This window comes from Streptomyces sp. NPDC090088, assembly GCF_044747345.1.
GTDB lineage: Bacteria > Actinomycetota > Actinomycetes > Streptomycetales > Streptomycetaceae > Streptomyces.
This window is the reverse complement of sequence record NZ_JBIVDZ010000013.1, coordinates 234,886-253,619: the sequence shown is the minus strand read 5'-3', so window position 1 is coordinate 253,619 and position 18,734 is coordinate 234,886. Positions and strand designations below refer to the sequence as shown.

At 71.0% G+C, this 18,734-nt stretch carries 15 protein-coding genes; 12 read left to right on the top strand and 3 right to left on the bottom strand.

Translation table 11 applies throughout. From position 1 onward, the window contains the following. Positions 1-143: 143 nt before the first annotated feature. From ACIPSJ_RS47535 to ACIPSJ_RS47525, 3 genes are read left to right on the top strand one after another with little or no spacing between them, the layout of a single operon-like run. Positions 144-506 carry a bifunctional 3-phenylpropionate/cinnamic acid dioxygenase ferredoxin subunit gene (locus ACIPSJ_RS47535; RefSeq protein ID WP_359213342.1) on the top strand — a complete coding sequence of 121 codons (363 nt, stop codon included), beginning with the start codon at positions 144-146 and terminating at the stop codon, positions 504-506. After that, the gene (locus tag ACIPSJ_RS47530) at positions 503-1,666 is read left to right on the top strand and encodes an NAD(P)/FAD-dependent oxidoreductase (protein WP_401355851.1); all 1,164 of its coding nucleotides are present in this window, start codon (positions 503-505) and stop codon (positions 1,664-1,666) included. The genes ACIPSJ_RS47535 and ACIPSJ_RS47530 overlap by 4 nt, the downstream gene beginning before the upstream one ends. A 52-nt stretch (positions 1,667-1,718) precedes the next feature. Beyond that, entirely contained in the window at positions 1,719-2,852 is a 1,134-nt protein-coding gene (locus ACIPSJ_RS47525) for an aromatic ring-hydroxylating dioxygenase subunit alpha (protein WP_359213337.1), read from the top strand. A 59-nt stretch (positions 2,853-2,911) separates the two neighbouring features. On the opposite strand, the gene ACIPSJ_RS47520 is transcribed toward ACIPSJ_RS47525, so the two are convergent. Then, positions 2,912-3,709 (bottom strand): IclR family transcriptional regulator, encoded by a 798-nt coding sequence (locus ACIPSJ_RS47520; RefSeq protein ID WP_359213334.1) that lies wholly within the window; start codon positions 3,707-3,709, stop codon positions 2,912-2,914. Between the two features lie 149 nt (positions 3,710-3,858). Here ACIPSJ_RS47520 and betA point away from each other — a divergent pair, with 149 nt between their 5' ends. The 7 genes from betA to ACIPSJ_RS47485 all read left to right on the top strand — a co-directional run bounded on the left by betA (position 3,859) and on the right by ACIPSJ_RS47485 (position 14,852). Next, positions 3,859-5,529 (top strand): choline dehydrogenase, encoded by a 1,671-nt coding sequence (betA, locus tag ACIPSJ_RS47515; protein WP_401355848.1) that lies wholly within the window; start codon positions 3,859-3,861, stop codon positions 5,527-5,529. A gap of 142 nt (positions 5,530-5,671) precedes the next feature. Beyond that, entirely contained in the window at positions 5,672-7,141 is a 1,470-nt protein-coding gene (locus ACIPSJ_RS47510; protein ID WP_401355846.1) for an aldehyde dehydrogenase family protein, read from the top strand. 19 nt (positions 7,142-7,160) lie between these two features. Then, a complete protein-coding gene (locus ACIPSJ_RS47505; protein ID WP_355728466.1) occupies positions 7,161-8,252 on the top strand; it encodes a glycine betaine/L-proline ABC transporter ATP-binding protein in 1,092 nt (363 codons plus the stop codon). Continuing rightward, complete coding sequence (locus tag ACIPSJ_RS47500) at positions 8,252-10,225, top strand: ABC transporter permease (protein ID WP_401355842.1); 1,974 nt, start codon at positions 8,252-8,254, stop codon at positions 10,223-10,225. The genes ACIPSJ_RS47505 and ACIPSJ_RS47500 overlap by 1 nt, the downstream gene beginning before the upstream one ends. 13 nt (positions 10,226-10,238) lie before the next feature. Further along, the gene (locus ACIPSJ_RS47495) at positions 10,239-11,204 is read left to right on the top strand and encodes an ABC transporter substrate-binding protein (protein ID WP_359213324.1); all 966 of its coding nucleotides are present in this window, start codon (positions 10,239-10,241) and stop codon (positions 11,202-11,204) included. Between the two features lie 228 nt (positions 11,205-11,432). Beyond that, positions 11,433-13,898: an FAD-dependent oxidoreductase gene (locus ACIPSJ_RS47490; RefSeq protein WP_401355839.1), complete on the top strand. Its 2,466-nt coding sequence runs from the start codon at positions 11,433-11,435 to the stop codon at positions 13,896-13,898. A gap of 93 nt (positions 13,899-13,991) precedes the next feature. Next, positions 13,992-14,852 (top strand): bifunctional methylenetetrahydrofolate dehydrogenase/methenyltetrahydrofolate cyclohydrolase, encoded by an 861-nt coding sequence (locus tag ACIPSJ_RS47485; protein WP_401355837.1) that lies wholly within the window; start codon positions 13,992-13,994, stop codon positions 14,850-14,852. Between the two features lie 57 nt (positions 14,853-14,909). On the opposite strand, the gene purU is transcribed toward ACIPSJ_RS47485, so the two are convergent. Both purU and ACIPSJ_RS47475 read right to left on the bottom strand, forming a co-directional pair. Continuing rightward, entirely contained in the window at positions 14,910-15,782 is an 873-nt protein-coding gene (gene purU / locus ACIPSJ_RS47480; protein WP_359213625.1) for a formyltetrahydrofolate deformylase, read from the bottom strand. A gap of 156 nt (positions 15,783-15,938) precedes the next feature. After that, entirely contained in the window at positions 15,939-16,988 is a 1,050-nt protein-coding gene (locus ACIPSJ_RS47475) for an acyl-CoA dehydrogenase family protein (protein ID WP_401355834.1), read from the bottom strand. 99 nt (positions 16,989-17,087) lie between these two features. Here ACIPSJ_RS47475 and ACIPSJ_RS47470 point away from each other — a divergent pair, with 99 nt between their 5' ends. Both ACIPSJ_RS47470 and ACIPSJ_RS47465 read left to right on the top strand, forming a co-directional pair. After that, complete coding sequence (locus ACIPSJ_RS47470) at positions 17,088-17,438, top strand: YciI family protein (protein WP_401355832.1); 351 nt, start codon at positions 17,088-17,090, stop codon at positions 17,436-17,438. Further along, positions 17,438-18,631, top strand: a complete 1,194-nt coding sequence (locus tag ACIPSJ_RS47465; RefSeq protein WP_401355830.1) for an RNA polymerase sigma factor — start codon at positions 17,438-17,440, stop codon at positions 18,629-18,631. Before ACIPSJ_RS47470 ends, ACIPSJ_RS47465 begins: the two co-directional genes overlap by 1 nt. The last annotated feature ends 103 nt before the right edge of the window (positions 18,632-18,734 follow it).

Sequence of the window (18,734 nt, the reverse complement as noted above, 5' to 3'; positions counted from 1 at the left end):
TCGAGGATGCTTCGGCGTGCCCGCGCGACCGCCGTGGAGGCCCGCCCGAACCGACGGGTGAACTCCTTGACAACGCTTCGGAACCGCCCTCAAACTGACGTTGCGCTCATCGCAATCCGTTTCGCTATACGCACCGAGGTGTCATGATGATTCCCGCGTGCCGTCTCGCGGATCTGCCGCGAGGCGAGGCCCACCGGCTCGACATCGAGCCGCCCGTGTCGGTGTTCCACACCGACGACGGCGAGCTCTTCGCCATCGACGACACCTGCACCCACCAGGACGCCTCGCTCGCCGACGGCTGGCTGGAGGGCTGTGAGGTGGAATGCCCCCTGCACGCCTCCAGGTTCGACCTCAGGACCGGCGCCGTGGACGCACCCCCGGCCAAGCTCCCGGTCCGCACCCACGAGGTCGTCGTCGAGGACGGCACGGTCTACGTCCGGCTCTCCACCGACGCCCCCAACCTGCCGCCGTGCGTCAGCGCCCGCCTCGCCGGAGGCGCCGCGTGAGGACCGTGGCCGTGGTGGGCGCCTCACTGGCCGGACTGTCGGCCGCGCGCTCGCTGCGGCGGCGGGGGTACGACGGCCGGCTGGTCGTCATCGGCGACGAGACCCATCGCCCCTACGACAGGCCGCCGTTGTCCAAGGAGTTCCTGGCCGGCACCCTCGGCGAGGCGGACCTCGCGCTGGAGCGGGACGACGAGGAACTCCACGCGGAGTGGCTGCTCGGAGCCCGGGCCACCGGGCTCGACCGCACCGCGCGGGCGATCCGGCTCGCCGACGGCCGGGAGGTCCGCGCCGACGGCGTGGTCCTCGCGACCGGTGCCGCCGCCCGCACCCTGCCCGGCACCGAGGGCCTCGCCGGAGTCCATGTGCTGCGCACCCTCGACGACGCCCGCGCCCTGCGCGACGACCTCGCCCGGGGCGGCCGGCTGGTGGTGATCGGCGGCGGGTTCGTCGGCGCCGAGGTCGCCGCCACGGCCCACGCCCTCGGTCTCGACGTCACCGTGATCGAGGCGGCGCCGACCCCGCTCGCCGGACCCCTCGGCGAGACCATGGGCGCCGTGGTCTCCGGCCTGCACGCCGACCACGGGGTGCGGCTGCTGTGCGGGGTGGGGGTCAAGGGGCTGAGCGGCGAGCGCCAGGTGGCGGCCGTCCTGCTGGAGGACGGCCGCAGCGTGCCCGCCGACACCGTCGTGGTCGGCGTCGGCGCGCGCCCCAATGTGGACTGGCTGGAGGGCTCCGGCATCACGCTCGACAACGGGGTGAGGTGCGGCGCCGACGGACGCACCAGCCTGGCCGGGGTGGTCGCGGTCGGCGACTGCGCCAACTGGTACGACCCGCACACCGGCACCCACCGCCGGGTCGAGCACTGGACCGGCGCGCTGGAACGGCCGGACGCCGCCGTGGCCACGCTGCTCGCGCACGGTGCGACGGACCCCGGCGTCCCCCGGGCCCCGTACTTCTGGTCCGACCAGTACGGCGTGAAGATCCAGTTCGTCGGCAGCGCGGCCGGGGCCGACAGCGTGACGGTCGAGGCCGGCTCCACCGAGGAGCGCAGCTTCCTCGCCGTCTACCGGCAGGCCGGCCGGCAGGTCGCCGTGCTCGGCATGGACCAGCCGCGGCTGTTCACCCGCGCGCGCAAGCAGTTCACCGCCGCCGCGTCCTGACCCGGCGCCCGCGCCACCCCACCGATCCACGACGTTCTCCGAGGAGTGCACCGTGACCTCGACCAGCCTGCCGGACAGCCTGATCGCCACCCTCCCCGGGTCCGCCTACACGGATCCCGGGATCTTCGCCCAGGAACAGGAGCGCATCTTCGAGACGATGTGGTTCTGCGTCGCCCGCGCCTCCGACCTGCCGAAGCCCGGCGCGTTCCGGACCGTCGACGTGGGCCGCGAGTCCATCCTCGTCACCCGGGCCCGGGACCACTCGATCCGCGCCTGGTTCAACGTCTGCCGGCACCGCGGGGCCAAGCTCTGCACCGAGGAGACCGGCGAGGTCAAGCGGGCGTTCCAGTGCCCGTACCACGCCTGGACCTACGGCCTGGACGGCAAGCTGGTCGCGGCCCCCAACCTCACGAAGATGCCCGACGTCGGCCGCACCGAGTACGGCCTGGTGGGGGTGGCCGTGCGCGAGTGGCTCGGCTATGTGTGGGTGTGCCTCGCGGAGAACCCGCCGTCCTTCGAGGAGGACGTGATCGGTGCCGTGGTCGAGCGGCTGGGCGATGTGGCGTCGATCGAGCGCTACGGCGTCGACGACCTCTCCGTCGGCCGGCGGATCGTGTACGACGTGCGGGCGAACTGGAAGCTCATCATCGAGAACTTCATGGAGTGCTACCACTGCGCCACCATCCACCCCGAACTCACCGAGGTGCTTCCCGAGTTCGCCGACGGCTACGCGGCCCAGTACTACGTGGGCCACGGCGCGGAGTTCGGCGACGGCGTGCAGGGCTTCACCGTGGACGGCTCCGAGGGCCTCGACCGCATCCCCGGCGTCTCCGATGACCAGGACCGGCGCTACTACGCGATCACCGTCAAGCCGCAGGTGTTCATCAACCTGGTTCCGGACCATGTCATATTCCACCGGATGTACCCGGTCGCCGTCGACCGCACGATCGTCGAGTGCGACTGGCTCTACCTTCCGCACGTCGTCGAGAGCGGCAAGGACGTCAGCCGGTCCGTGGAGCTCTTCGACCGGGTCAACCGCCAGGACTTCGACGCCTGCGAGCGCACTCAGCCGGGGATGAGCTCACGGCTGTACGCCAAGGGCGGGGTGCTGGTGCCCAGCGAGCACCACATCGGCGCCTTCCACGACTGGGTGCACGAACGGCTCGGCACCCGGCAGCCGGAGTGACGCCCGTGGCCCGCGCGAGCGGCTGAACGCGGGCCCGACGGCGGTCGTCCTGCGGGCGCTCAGCCCAGGTACCCCATCCGGTGGCTGATCTCCTCCGCGCCCTTGACCAGCACCGGAGCCAGCTCGTGCATGCGCTCCTCGGTGAACCGGTAGGAGGGCCCGGAGGCGCTGATCGACGCGACGACCCGGCCCTCCCGGTCCCGGATCGGCGCGGCCATGGCGTGCAGCCCGATCTCCAGCTCCTCCAGCGTCCAGGCGTACCCGCGCTCCCGGGCCTCGGCGAGGTTCTTCTCCAGCTTCGCCTTCGCGGAGATGGTGTGCGGGGTGAGCTTCTTCAGTCCGCCGTCCACGATCAGCGCGGCCCGCTCCTTGGCGGGCAGGTGGGCCAGCATGATCTTGCCGCTGGAGGTCGCGTGCAGCGGGGTCAGCTGGCCGACCCAGTTGTGCGCGGTGACGGCGGCCGTGCCGCGCACCTGGTAGAGGTTGATCGCGTAGTGCTCCTGCATCACCGCGATGTTGACCGTCTCGCCGATCTCCTCGGCCAGCCGCTCGCACACCTGCCGGCCCTGCTGGGTGACGTCGATGCGTCCCGTCACCGCGCCCGCCAGGCGTACGATGCCGAAACCGAGCGCGTACTTGCCCCGCTCGCCCGCCTGCTCCACGAGACCGCGCGCCTCCAGGGCGCCGAGCAGCCGGAACGCGGTCGATTTATGAACATCGATCTCGGCGGCCACCTCGCTGACCCCCGCCTCGCCGCGCTGGGCCAGGATCTCCAGGACGCTGATGGCGCGGTCGACGGACTGCACGCCACCAGAGGATGAGCCGTTCGTTTCGGAATCCGGACTGTAGTTGCTCATAGCGAAACTATACGCGCAGTAAACAACACGCTCCAAGTAACGCGGTGTGAACAAAGATCTTACAAGTTGCGTTGTTCGCAACCTGGTGCGTATAGCGATACCCGTACTAGCATTCCGCGCAATCGACGGCGCGAGCGAGACGAGGCACCATGGCTCCCTTGCAGTACGACTTCGTCATCGTCGGCGGCGGCTCGGCCGGCAGCGCACTGGCGAACCGGCTCTCGGCCGACCCCGGCAACCGGGTGCTCGTCCTGGAGGCGGGCCGCCCCGACTACCCCTGGGACGTCTTCATCCACATGCCCGCGGCGCTGACCTACCCCATCGGCAGCCGCTTCTACGACTGGAAGTACGAGTCCGAACCCGAGCCGCACATGGGCGGCCGCCGCGTCTACCACGCCCGCGGCAAGGTGCTCGGCGGCTCCAGCAGCATCAACGGCATGATCTTCCAGCGCGGCAACCCCATGGACTACGAGCGCTGGGCCGCCGACCCCGGCATGGAGACCTGGGACTACGCCCACTGCCTGCCGTACTTCCGCCGGATGGAGAACTGTCTCGCGGCCGACCCGGACGACGAGTTCCGCGGCCACGACGGCCCCCTGGTGCTGGAGCGCGGCCCGGCCACCAACCCGCTCTTCTCCGCCTTCCTGAAGGCCACCGAGGAGGCGGGCCACGCGCCCACCGACGACGTCAACGGCTACCGGCAGGAGGGCTTCGCCAAGTTCGACCGCAACGTCCACCGCGGCCGGCGCCTGTCGGCGTCCAAGGCGTACCTCAAGCCCGCCCGCAAGCGCCCCAACCTCACCGTGAAGACCCGCGCGCTGGTCACCCGCGTCCTCTTCGAGGGCAAGAAGGCCGTCGGCGTCGAGTACCGGCGCGGCAGGGGCGCCCTCCAGCAGGTGCGGGCCAAGGAGGTCGTCCTCTGCGGCGGCGCGATCAACTCCCCGCAGCTGCTCCAGCTCTCCGGCGTCGGCAACGCCGAGGAACTGCGTGCCCTCGGCATCGACGTCGTCCACGACCTGCCGGGCGTCGGCGAGAACCTCCAGGACCACCTGGAGGTGTACATCCAGTACGGCTGCAAGCAGCCCGTCTCCATGCAGCCGTACCTGGCGAAGTGGCGGGCGCCCTTCATCGGCCTGCAGTGGCTCTTCCGCAAGGGGCCGGCCGCCACGAACCACTTCGAGGCCGGCGGCTTCTGCCGCAGCAACGAGGACGTGGCCTACCCCAACCTGATGTTCCACTTCCTGCCCATCGCGGTCCGCTACGACGGCTCGGTGCCCGCCGGCGGCCACGGCTACCAGGTCCATGTGGGCCCCATGTACTCCGACGCCCTCGGCTCGGTGAAGATCAAGAGCAAGGACCCGAGCGAACACCCGGCCCTGCGCTTCAACTACCTCTCCACCGAACAGGACCGCCGCGAGTGGGTCGAGGCGATCAGGGTCGCCCGCGAACTCCTCAACCAGCCCGCGCTCGCCCCCTACAACGACGGCGAGATCTCGCCCGGGCCGTCCGTGGCGACGGACGAGGAGATCCTCGACTGGGTCGCCAAGGACGGCGAGACCGCCCTGCACCCCTCCTGCACCTGCAAGATGGGTACCGACGAGATGTCCGTCGTCGACCCGGCGACCATGCGGGTGCACGGGGTGGAGGGCCTGCGGGTGGTGGACGCCTCGGTGATGCCGTACGTCACCAACGGCAACATCTACGCGCCGGTGATGATGATCGCCGAGAAGGCCGCCGACCTGATCCTCGGCAAGGATCCGCTGGAGCCCTCCAAGGCCGTCTACTACCGGCACCGCGACGCGCGGCAGCAAGCCGGCTGACCCACCCCGGGGGCGCCGCTTTTCGCGGCCGAATCGGGATACGCGGAGCCCTTGACGGCTGTCCGTACATTCGGTCAGGGTGTTCCACCAAAAGCAATCCAATGCACAATGCGCAACGATTTCGGGCTCGAAGGGCGCGGCCGTGGCAGATCTGTATGTGGATGGAAAATGGCGCGCGGCGGTGGCCGGCGGCCACCGCGAGATCCGCTGTCCGGCGGACGGGACCCTCGTCGCGACGGTCAGCGAGGCGACCCGCGCGGACACCGAGGCGGCGATCACCGCGGCCCGGCGCGCCTTCGACGAGGGCCCCTGGCCGCACACCCCCGAACGCGAGCGCGGCGCCCTGCTCCTGCGGACTGCCGACATCATCGAGCGCGACGCCAAGGAGTTCGCCCGCGCCGAGTCCCTCGACACCGGCAAGCGCCTGGTGGAGAGCGAGTACGACATCGCCGACGTCGTCTCCTGCTTCCGCTACTACGGCGGCATCGCCGGCACCAGCGCCGGCCGGGTGGTGGACACCGGCCGCGCCGACGCGCTCAGCCGGGTCACCTACGAACCCGTCGGCGTCTGCGGGCTGATCACCCCCTGGAACTACCCGCTGTTGCAGGCCAGTTGGAAGGTCGCCCCGGCCCTGCTCGCCGGCAACACCGTGATCCTCAAGCCCAGCGAGCTCACCCCCTCCACCTCCATCCTGCTGATGAGGGCTCTGGCGGAGGCCGGGCTCCCGGCCGGCGCCGCCAACCTCGTGCTGGGCGCCGGAGCCGAGGCGGGCGCACCGCTCGCCGAGCACCCGGACGTCGACATGGTGTCCTTCACCGGTGGCCTGCACACCGGCCGGCACCTGATGGCCACCGCCGCCGCCACCGTGAAGAAGGTCGCCCTCGAACTCGGCGGCAAGAATCCCAACGTGGTCTTCGCCGACGCCGACTTCGAGACCGCCGTCGACTTCGCGCTCACCGCCGTCTTCCTGCACTCCGGGCAGGTCTGCTCGGCCGGCGCCCGGCTGATCGTCGAGGACTCGATCCACGACGCCTTCGTCGACGAGGTGGTCCGCCGGGCCCGGCTCATCCGCCTCGGCGGCCCCTTCGACCCCGAGGCCGAGACCGGCGCGCTGATCTCCGCACAGCACCGCGAGAAGATCGAGGCCTACGTGGCCGCCGGGATCGCCGAGGGGGCCGTGCTGCGCTGCGGCGGTGCGCGCCCCGGGGACCCCGCGCTGGCGAACGGCTTCTACTACCCGCCCACCGTCCTCGACGAGTGCCGGCAGGACATGCGCGTGGTGCACGAGGAGTCCTTCGGGCCCGTGCTCACCGTCGAGCGCTTCCGGGACGAGGACGACGCCGTCCGCATCGCCAACGACACGGAGTACGGCCTCGCCGGAGCCGTCTGGACCCAGGACGCCGGCAAGGCCCAGCGGGTCGCGCGCAGGCTGCGCCACGGCACCGTGTGGATCAACGACTACCACCCCTATGTGCCGCAAGCGGAATGGGGTGGCTTCGGGCACTCGGGTGTGGGCCGTGAGCTGGGACCGACCGGCCTGGACGAGTACCGAGAGCCCAAGCATGTCTGGCAGAACATCCAACCCGGGCCGCAGCACTGGTTCCGCGGCTGACGCCGAAGAGAGGCCGATCATGACCCCAGCCCAGACCGAGGTGTCGCAGCGGCGCGGCACGTCCCAGGACCCCGAGGATCGGACCCCGGTCATCTCCGTGCGCCGGCTGTGGAAGGTGTTCGGGCCGAAGGCCGACGAGGTGCCGGGCTCCGAGGAGTTGTGCGGGCTCACCCGCCGCGAGCTGATGGACCGCACCGGCTGCACCGCCGCCGTCCGCGATGTGAACTTCGAGGTGTCCAACGGCGAGGTCTTCGTCGTCATGGGCCTGTCCGGCTCCGGCAAGTCCACCCTGGTGCGATGTCTGACCCGGCTGATCGAACCCACCGCCGGCGAGATCGTCTTCGAGGGCGAGGACATCCGCGGCGCCGACGCCCGGCGGCTGCGGGAGCTGCGGCGCAGCAAGTTCTCCATGGTCTTCCAGCACTTCGGGCTGCTGCCGCACCGCAAGGTCGTCGACAACGTGGCGTTCGGCCTGGAGATCCGCGGCATGAGCCGGGCCGACCGGATGAAACGCGCGATGGAGACCGTCGAACTGGTGGGCCTCGCCGGCTACGAGAACTCCTACCCCGACCAGCTCTCCGGCGGTATGCAGCAGCGCGTCGGCCTCGCCCGCGCCCTCGCCGGCGACCCCGACGTCCTCTTCTTCGACGAGCCGTTCTCCGCCCTGGACCCGCTGATCCGCCGGGACATGCAGAGCGAGGTCATCCGCCTGCACCACGAGGTCGGCAAGACCATGGTCTTCATCACCCACGACCTCTCCGAGGCCCTCAAGCTGGGCGACCGCATCCTGATCATGCGGGACGGCAAGATGGTCCAGTGCGGCACCGGTGACGAACTGGTCGGCGCCCCGGCCGACGACTACGTACGGGACTTCGTGAAGGACGTGCCGCGCGGAGACGTCCTCACCCTGCGCTGGATCATGCGCCCGCCCGCCGACGGCGACGAGCTGGACGGCCCCGAGCTGGGCCCGGACGTCGTGGTCCGCGAGGCCACCCGGGCGGTGCTCGCCGCCGAGAAACCGGTCAAGGTCGTCGAGAACGGCAAGCTGCTCGGCATCGTCGGCGACGAGGAGATCCTCGCCGTGGTCGCCGGGCAGGAGGGCGGCGCCTGATGGCCGCCGTCGCCGACGCGACCGCGCCGGTCGCGACGCTGCGCCAGAAGGTCAGCCGCCCGATGGTGGTGGCGGCGATCGTGCTCGTCTGGCTGGTGCTCTTCGCCGCGCTGCGCGGCCGGCAGACCCTGACGCTGGCCGCCGCCGACCTCACCGGTCTGCACCGCTGGCTGAACGACGTCAACGACAGCATCGGCGCCAACCGCAACTCCAACCCGGTCTTCCTTTACTTCTTCAACGAGATCCGGCTGGTCATCGACAACCTGGTCACCTTCGTCCAGTCGCTGATCTCCCAGCCCACCGACGGCCGCCCGGTCCCGCAGATCGGCTGGCTCGGCGTCGTCGGCATCACCGGCTACGTCTCCTGGGCCGTGGGCAACTGGCGGGTCGCCCTGCTGGCCGTCGCGGGCTTCACCTTCTTCGGGCTCCAGGGCCTGTGGCAGGAGAGCATGGACACCCTGGCGCTGACCCTGTCGGCGGTCTTGGTGGCCCTGCTCATCGGCATCCCGCTCGGCGTGTGGGCGGGGCTCTCCGACCGGGTCAACCGGATCATGACGCCCTTCCTGGACTTCATGCAGACGATGCCGACCTTCGTCTACCTCGCCCCGCTGACCCTGATCTTCCTGATCGGCGGCGCCTCCGCCGTGATCACCACGGTCATCTACGCGGCCCCGCCCGCCATCCGCATCACCGCGTACGCCATCCGCTCGGTCCCCGAGACCACCGTCGAGGCGGCCGACTCACTCGGCGCCACCCGCGCGCAGCAACTGGTGAAGGTGCTGCTGCCGATGTCGAAGCGCACGGTCGTCGTGGGCGTCAACCAGACGATCATGGCCGCCCTGGCCATGGTCACCATCGCCGCCCTGATCGACGCGCCCGGCCTCGGCAAGACCGTCGTGCAGGCGCTCCAGTCGCTCGACGTCGGCACCGCCTTCAACGCCGGCCTCGCCATCGTCGTGATGGCCATCGTGCTCGACCGGGTGACCACCGCGGCGGCCGTCCGGACCGAGACCCGCCGCACGGACGGGCGGTTCCTCACGTGGCGCCGCCCGCTGCTGGGCGCGGGCGGAGTCGCCGCCGCCGTCCTGGTCTACCTCTCCCACACCTACGTCTGGGCGGCCGAGTTCCCCGGCGACGGCACCGTCGGCAGCCACATCGCGAGCGCCGCCGACACCGCGTCCAGCTGGCTGCAGGACCATCTCTACGGCCTCACCAACGCCCTGCGGGACGCCGTCACCAACGGCCTGCTCAACCCCTTCCAGACCCTGCTGACCGACTCCCCGTGGTGGCTGGTCGGCGCCGTCCTGGTCGCGCTCGGCGCGGTCCTCGGCGGCTGGCGGGCCGGGGTGACGGCGGCCGTCTGCGTCGGGCTGCTGGTCGGCACCGGACTCTGGTCGGACAGCATGACCACCCTCGCCTCGACCGTCGTGGCCACCATCCTGACGATGCTGGCCGGCGTCGTCTTCGGCGTGTGGATGGGCCGCAGCCCGCTGGCGGACCGGCTGATCCGGCCCACCCTGGACGCCGCGCAGGTCATGCCGCCGTTCGTCTACCTCGTACCGTTCCTGGCGCTCTTCGGCGCCACCCGCTTCACGGCGATCATCGCGGGCGTCGTCTACGCGGCACCCGTGGCGATCAAGATCATCGCGGACGGGGTGCGGAACGTGTCCGAGTCCACCGTGGAGGCGGCCACCTCGGCCGGGTGCAACACCTGGCAGATCATCACCAAGGTCCAGCTGCCGATGGCACGCGGCGCCCTGACTCTCGCTACCAACCAGGGCCTGATCTACGTGTTGTCGATGGTTGTGTTGGGCGGCCTGGTGGGGGCGGGCGCCCTCGGCTACGACGTCGTGGCCGGTTTCTCGCAGGGCGAGCTGTACGGCAAGGGGCTGGCGGCAGGACTCGCCATCGTCCTGCTCGGAGTCATGTTCGACCGGATCACTCAGGCTGCGGCACGACGCACCAGGGCATAAGGAGCTCGACACCATGGCACAACACTGGCGAGCCGGCGCGGCCGGCCTGGCCGTCCTCGGCCTCACCCTCACCGCCTGCGGCGGGGCGAAGGTCGGCGACAGCAGTTCCGCCGGCTCGAAGTCCTCGGACGGCAAGTGCGGCACCTTCAACCTGGCCGTCAACCCCTGGGTGGGCTACGAGGCGGACGCGGCGGTCGTCGCGTACGTCGCGCAGCACGACCTCGGCTGTACGGTCAACAAGAAGGACCTCAAGGAGGAGATCGCCTGGCAGGGCTTCGGGACCGGCGAGGTCGACGCCGTCCTGGAGAACTGGGGCCACGACGACCTGAAGAAGAAGTACATCACCGGCCAGGAGACGGCCGTCGAGGCCGGTTCCACCGGCAACAAGGGCATCATCGGCTGGTACGTGCCGCCGTGGCTGGCCAAGGCGCACCCCGACATCCTCGACTGGAAGAACCTCAACAAGTACGCGTCCGAGTTCAAGACGTCCGAGTCGGGCGGCAAGGGCCAGCTCCTCGACGGCGACCCGTCGTACGTCACCAACGACGCGGCCCTGGTGAAGAACCTGAAGCTGGACTTCAAGGTGGTGTACGCGGGCAGTGAGACCGCGCTCATCCAGGCCTTCAGAACGGCCGAGAAGAACAAGCAGTGGCTGATCGGCTACTTCTACGAACCGCAGTGGTTCCTGTCCGAGGTGCCGCTGAAGAAGGTCTCCCTGCCGGCGTACACGACGGGCTGCGACGCCGACGCGGCGAAGGTCGCCTGCGACTACCCCGTCTACGACCTCGACAAGATCGTCAGTTCGAGCTTCGCCAAGTCGGGCAGCCCGGCCTATGACCTGGTGAAGAAGTTCAACTGGACCAACGACGACCAGAACACCGTGGCCAAGTACATCGCGGTGGACAAGATGTCGGACGACGCGGCGGCCAAGAAGTGGGTCGACGCCAACCCCGACAAGGTCAAGGCCTGGCTGAAGTAGCGGGGTCGCAGGTCGCTGGAAGGCCGGTCCGGGACGCCCGGCGGGCGGTGCGCAGCTGTGCGCGCCGCCCGCCGGGCGTTGCCGTTTTCCGGACCGCTCGGCGGCCCGTTCCCCGACGTCACCGGACCCCTTGACACCCCTCCTGGGCGACGGGCACATTGAGTTGCGCAGCCTGAATCACGTTGCGCACAAAGCAACTGCACCGGTCTCAAGTTCGGAGGTTGGGCGATGGCGGGACCCCGAGTGGTCATCATCGGAGCGGGCGTCGTGGGGGCGGCCCTCGCGGACGAGATCTCCGCACGCGGCTGGACCGAGGTGACCGTGGTGGACCAGGGCCCCCTCCCGGCGACCGGGGGCTCCTCCTCGCACGCGCCGGGCCTGGTCTTCCAGACGAACCCCTCGAAGACCATGACGGAGCTGGCCCGCTACACCGTCGAGAAGTTCTGCTCCCTCGACGTCGACGGCAAGCCCTGCTTCCTCCAGGTCGGCGGCCTCGAAGTGGCCACCACCCCCGAACGCCTCGCCGAACTCCACCGCCGGCACGGCTGGATCACCGCCTGGGGCATCGAGGCACGCCTGCTGACCCCCGACGAGTGCGTCGAGCAGCACCCGCTGGTCAACCGCGACCGGGTCCTCGGCGGCCTCCTGGTCCCCACCGACGGCCTCGCCAAGGCCGTCCTCGCCGTCGAGGCCCAGATCCGCCGGGCAACCGAGCGCGGGGTCGCCTTCCTGCCCCGCCACGAGGTACTGGACGTGCTCCAGGCCGACGGCAGGGTGACGGGCGTCCGCACCGACCAGGGCGACCTGGCAGCCGACATCGTCGTGTGCTGCGCCGGCATCTGGGGCCCGAGGATCGCCCGCATGGTCGGCATGAACCTCCCGCTCACCCCGCTCGGCCACCAGCTCGCCTGGACCGGCCCGGTCCCCGCGCTCGCCGGCCAGACCGAGGAGGCCGTCCGCCCGATCCTGCGCCACCAGGACGCCGACCTCTACTACCGCGACCGCTTCGACGGCATCGGCATCGGCTACTACGGCCACCGCCCCATGCCGATCTCCGCCGACGACATCCTCTCCGTCGACGAGGCCGACCAGATGCCCTCGGTCCTCAAGTTCACCGAGGAGGACTTCGAGGACGCCTGGACCGAGACCCAGTCCCTGCTCCCCGCGACCCGCGAGGCGAAGGTCGAGGAGGGCATCAACGGCCTCTTCTCCTTCACCACCGACGGCTACCCGCTGCTCGGCGAGTCCCCGGACGTCAAGGGCTTCTGGGTCGCCGAGGCCGTCTGGGTCACCCACTCCGCGGGCGTCGGCCGCGCGGTCGCCGAATGGCTGGTCGACGGCCACTGCTCGACCTTCGACCTGCACGAGTGCGACGTCAACCGCTTCGAGCCGCACCAGCTGGCCCCGGAGTACGTCCTCGCCCGCGACTGCCAGAACTTCGTCGAGGTCTACGACATCCTCCACCCCCTCCAGCCGTCCGGGAAGCCGCGCCCGATCCGCACCAGCCCCTTCCACGCCCGCCAGCAGGAACACGGCGCGTTCTTCCTGGAGGCGAACGGCTGGGAGCGGCCCCAGTGGTACGAGGCCAACGCGGGCCTGGTCGAAGGGCGTTCGATCCCCACGCCCAACGACTGGGCCGCCCGCTACTGGTCCCCGATCGTCGGCGCCGAGGCCCAGGTCACCCGCGAGACGGTCGCGATGTACGACATGACGGCCCTCAAGCGCCTGGAGGTGAGCGGCCCCGGCGCCGCCGACTTCCTGGAGGGCCTGGTCACCGGCAAGGTCGCCAAGTCCGTCGGCTCGGTGACGTACACGCTGCTCCTCGACCACGACGGCGGCATCCGCAGCGACATCACCGTCGCCCGCCTCGCCCGCGACCTCTTCCAGGTCGGCGCCAACGGCAACCTCGACCTCGACTGGTTCGCGCGGCGGCTGCCGGCCTGGGGGCACCGCCCAGCGGTAGCTGGGGGAGGCACGGTCCAGGTCCGCGACATCACCCCCGGCACCTGCTGCATCGGCCTGTGGGGGCCCCTCGCCCGGGAGGTCCTCCAGCCGCTCACCGACGAGGACTTCTCCAACGACGGCCTCAAGTACTTCCGCGCCAAGCGCGCCTACATCGGCTCGGTGCCGGTCACCGCGATGCGGCTGTCGTACGTCGGTGAGCTCGGCTGGGAGCTGTACACGACCGCCGACCAGGGCGCGAAACTCTGGGACACGCTGTGGCAGGCGGTGGAGCCGCTGGGCGGCATCGTCGCCGGGCGCGGCGCCTTCAACAGCCTCCGCCTGGAGAAGGGTTACCGGTCCTTCGGCACCGACATGACCTACGAGCACGATCCCTACGAGGCCGGCGTCGGCTTCGCCGTCAAGCTCGACAAGGGCGACTTCGTCGGGAAGGCGGCGCTGGAGCGGCGCAAGGGGGAGGTGCGGCGGCGGCTGAGCTGCCTGACCATCGACGACCCGCGGGCCGTCGTCATGGGCAAGGAGCCGGTGTACGACGGTGAGCGCGCGGTCGGGTACGTGACCAGCGCCGCGTACGGCTACACGGTCGGCAAGGGGATCGCGTACGCGTGGCTGCCGGCGGAGTTGGCTGTGCCGGGTACGGCGGTGCAGATCGGTTACTTCGACGAGCGGGTGGAGGCGGTCGTGGCGGAGGAGCCGCTGTTCGATCCGGCGATGTCCCGGCTGCGTGGGTGAGTTGTCGGGTGCGGGTGTGTTGTGGCTGGTCGCGCAGTTCCCCGCGCCCCTGAAGGGGCGCTCAGGCACAGGCTCGATGAAGGAGAACCGTCGATGACCGCACAAGTGCTGGACGGGAAGGCCACTGCCGCCGCTATTCGGCGTGAACTCGCCGATCGGGTCGCCAAGTTGACGGCCGGCGGAGGCAGGCCGCCTGGGCTCGGTACCGTGCTCGTCGGGGACGACCCCGGCAGCCACGCCTATGTCGCCGGGAAGCACCGGGACTGTGCTCAGGTCGGGATCGCCTCCCTCCGGCGGGAACTCCCCGCCGATGCCTCGCAACAGCAGGTCGAGGACGTCGTCGACGAACTCAACGCCGACCCGGCCTGCACCGGCTACATCGTCCAACTCCCGCTCGCGCGCCACCTGGACGCCAACGCCGTGCTGGAGCGGATGGACCCGGGCAAGGACGCCGACGGACTGCACCCCGTCAACCTGGGCCGACTGGTCCTGGGCGTCGAGGCGCCTCTTCCCTGCACCCCGCGCGGCATCGTCGAGCTGCTTCGCCGCCACGAGGTGCCGATCGCCGGGGCGCGGGTCTGTGTGATCGGGCGCGGTATCACCGTGGGCCGGCCGATCGGGCTGCTGCTCACCCGGCGCTCCGAGAACGCCACCGTCACCCTCTGCCACACCGGGACCAAGGGGCTGGCCTGGCACGTGCGGGAGGCGGACATCGTGGTCGCGGCGGCCGGTTCGCCCGGGCTGATCACCAAGGACATGCTGCGGCCCGGGGCGGCCGTCCTGGACGTCGGTATCACCCGTACCGAGCACGGCCTCGCGGGCGACGTCCACCCGGAGGCCGCCCAGGTCGCCGGGTGGCTCGCGCCGATGCCCGGGGGAGTGGGTCCCATGACGCGGGCGATGCTGCTCGCCAACGTCGTCGAGGCCGCGGAGCGGAACGCGGGCCCCGTCTGAGCACGTAGGACACAGCGGGCCGGCACCCACCAGGGTGCCGGCCCGCTGTGCGCGCGGTCAGCGGAAGACGACCGTGCAGCGGCCGTTGACCAGTACCCGGCTCTCACTGTGCCAGCGCACGGCGCGGGCGAGCACCTGGGCCTCCACGTCACGTCCCAGGGCGACCAGTTCGTCGGGCGCGTGCGAGTGGGTCACGCGGACGACGTCCTGCTCGATGATCGGGCCCTCGTCGAGGTCGGGCGTCACGTAGTGCGCGGTGGCGCCGACGAGTTTGACGCCGCGCTGGTGTGCCTGGACGTAGGGCCGGGCGCCCTTGAAGCTCGGCAGGAAGGAGTGGTGGATGTTGATGGCCCGGCCGTCGAGCTGTTTGCACAGGTCGTCGGAGAGGATCTGCATGTACCGGGCGAGCACCACCAGGTCGACGTCGAGTTCGTCGACCAGTCGCAGCAGCCGGGCCTCCGCCTCCGCCTTGGTGTCGGGGGTCACCGGGATGTGGTGGAAGGGGATGCCGTAGGTCCGGGCCAGTGACTCGAAGTCGCGGTGGTTGGAGACGATCGCCGGGATCTCGATGTTGAGTGCGCCCGTGGACCTGCGGAAGAGCAGGTCGTTGAGGCAGTGGCCGAACTTCGACACCATGATCAGGGTGCGGGTCGGGGTCGACGCGTCGTTGAGTCGCCAGGTGATCCCGTGCGCCTCGGCGACCGGCAGGAAGCCGGTGCGCAGGTCCTCCAGCGAGACGGCGCCGTCGGGGACGTCGAAGTGCACCCGCATGAAGAAGCGGTCCTGCGGCCGGTCGTCGAACTGCTGGCTCTCCAGGATGTTGCCGGAGTGTTCGACCAGGAAGCCGGTGACGGCGTGGACCAGACCGGCCCGGTCGGGGCACGAAAGGGTGAGGACGAACTCGCGGCCGGGCTGCGGTCGAGGAGACATGACACCCTCCAGGATGCGCATCGCGCAACGATATGAGTGATGCGCAACATGGTCCAGCCAAGTCGGCTCGCGGGTCAAGAGGGAGTGTTCTTCTTGACGCATCGTTTTGTGCGATACGCAACAGAGAGGGGGTGGCCCTCCGGGGTGGCGGCCTCGTCAGCGGCCGGGGCGGCGGGGCTCGGCGAGTCGGCTCAGGTGTGCCGTGCGGGACTCGGCCGTCTGTCCCTGGACCAGCAGGAACAGGCCCTCCCTGGCCAGGCGTTGGGCGCGGTGGTCCAGGGACATCGCCCGGCCGCCTCCCGACACCACGGCCGCCGTGGTCGCCGTACGCATCAGCGTGAACGCCTCCGCCCGCAGCGCCAGCCGCTCCTCCGCGTGCTCGTGCGGCACCGGGTGGTCGGCCAGGGCGTAGGCGCGGCGCCGGATCTCCTCCAGCCGGGTGCGCAGGGCGGCCGCGTACTCCTCCGCCACCAGCGCCAGCGCCGCCGACGTGATCCCGAAGACCGCCGGATTGGCGTTGAGGGTCTTGAGGCGGTCCGGGGCCGCCCATTCCGCGTACGGCAGCCGGAGGGCCACGTCCGCCTCGGGCACCCGCAGGCCGTCCAGGTCCAGGGAGACCGTCCGGGACGCGGTGAGGGCCGCCAGCCGCATCGGCTCCGAGGGCCGCAGGCCCGGCTGTTCACGGGCGTCGACGAAGGCGAACAGGGCCTCGTCGTCCTCGCTCACCCCGGCCAGCAGCATCACGTCGTTCAGACCCCAGCCGGTGTACCAGGGCACGGTGCCGGAGAAGCTCCAGCCGTCGGCCTCGCGCCGGACCCGCACAGGAAGCCGCGGGTACGACCGCAGGTGCGCGTACGCCACCCCCGACAGCAGTTCACCGCGGGCCAGCGGGCCCAACAGGCGGTCCCGTACCGGCAGCGCGGTCTTCGCCAGGGTCAGCACCGGCGTGTGGTGCTGCGTCTGCACGAACCAGGTCGAGCAGCACGCCCCGGCCAGGATCTCCGCCGTCTCGCGGACCACGGCCGCCGGTGCCGCCGAGCCGCCGTACGCCGCCGGCGCGCTCACCCCGAGCAGGCCCGAGCGCCTGATCGCCTCGATGTGGCCGGCGGGGACGCCCTCCTGGTCGACCCGCTCGGCCGCGGGGGCCAGCAGGCCGTCGGCGAGTTCCCGGGCGCGGACGACGAGCGGATGTGCGGCGACGGTCATGGACAAGATTCTTTCGGTTTCCCGGCGTGAGGTGTCGATCCGGGGGGCTGCCGTTCGTGTAGAAGGCGAGAACATCCCGAAACGACCTGGGAGAACCCCATGAAGCACTACCTGCTCAGCGTGGTCCAGCCGGCCGACGGCACCCCGCCCACGCCCGACGCGCTCGCCGCGATCATGCGTGACGTCGAGGCGTTCAACGACGAGCTGCGCGCCGCCGGCGCCTGGGTCTTCGCGGACGGTCTGCACGGCCCGGAGACCGCGACCGTGCTGCGGCCCAAGGACGGCGACGTGCTGATCACCGACGGCCCCTACGCCGAGGGCAAGGAGTACCTGGGCGGGATCTGCCTGATCCGCGCGGAAGACCTGGACGCCGCCCTGGAGTGGGGCCGCAAGTGCGCCCTCGCCACCACTCTCCCCATCGAGGTGCGGCCCTTCATGGGCCGGCACTGATGGCGGACGCCGCCGATGTCGAGGCCGCCTTCCGTGCCGAGTACGGGCGCGCGGTCTCGGTCCTCGTCCGCTTCCTCGGCGACATCGACCTCGCCGAGGAAGCGGTCCAGGACGCCTTCACCACGGCGCTCGACAGATGGCCGGAGCAAGGGGTGCCGCCGAGCCCGGCCGGCTGGATCATCACCACCGCCCGCAACCGCGCGCTGGACCGGCTGCGCCGTGAGTCCTCCCGGGCCGCCCGGCACACCGAGGCCGCCCGGCTGCTCGCCCCCGACGCACCGGCCGAGGAGGGCCCCGTGCGCGACGAACGGCTCCGGCTGGTCTTCACCTGCTGCCACCCCGCCCTCGCCCTCCAGTCCCGGGTCGCCCTGACCCTGCGCCTGCTGGGCGGACTGAGCACGGCCCAGATCGCCCGCGCCTTCCTGGTCCCCGAGCCCAACCTGGCGCAGCGCCTGGTGCGCGCCAAGGCCAAGATCCGCGACGCGGGCATTCCCTACCGGGTGCCGAGGGACGCCGACCTGCCCGACCGGCTCAACGGGGTGCTCGCCGTCGTCTACCTCGTCTTCAACGAGGGGTACGGCGGTGATCCCGCGCTGTGCGCCGAGGCCGTACGCCTGGGGCGGCTGCTGTACGAGCTGATGCCCGACGAGCCGGAGGCCGCCGGGCTGCTCGCGCTGATGCTGCTCGTGGAGGCCCGGCGGCCCGCCCGGGAGCCGGCGGAGGGCGAGCTGGTGCCGCTGCCCGAGCAGGACCGCGGGCGATGGGACCGGGAGCTGATCGGGGAGGGCCAGGACCTGGTCCGGCGGTGCCTGCGGCGCAACCGGCCGGGGCCGTACCAGATCCAGGCCGCGATCAACGCCGTGCACAGCGACGCGCTCACGGCGAAGGCCACCGACTGGGGGCAGATCCTGCGGCTGTACGACCAGCTCATGGCCGTCGCCCCGAGTCCGGTCGTCGCCCTCAACCGGGCGGTCGCGGTGGCCGAGGTCGAGAGCCCGGGCGAGGCGCTGGCGCTGGTCGACGCGCTGGACCTGGACGGTTACCACGTGCTGCACGCGGTCCGCGCCGACCTGCTGCGCCGGCTCGGCAGGACGGGCGAGGCGGTGGTGGAGTACGACGCGGCGATCGCGCTCACCGGCAGCCTGCCCGAACGGGTACACCTCGCGCGGCGGCGGGACGAACTCACCGGCTGAGCAGGTGTGACCTTCGTCAACCGCGGTGGTTTCGGGCCGCCGGAATTTACTTCGCCCCCTGAATGGTTGCAATATACATCTGACTGTTGAGACCCCAGCCGGG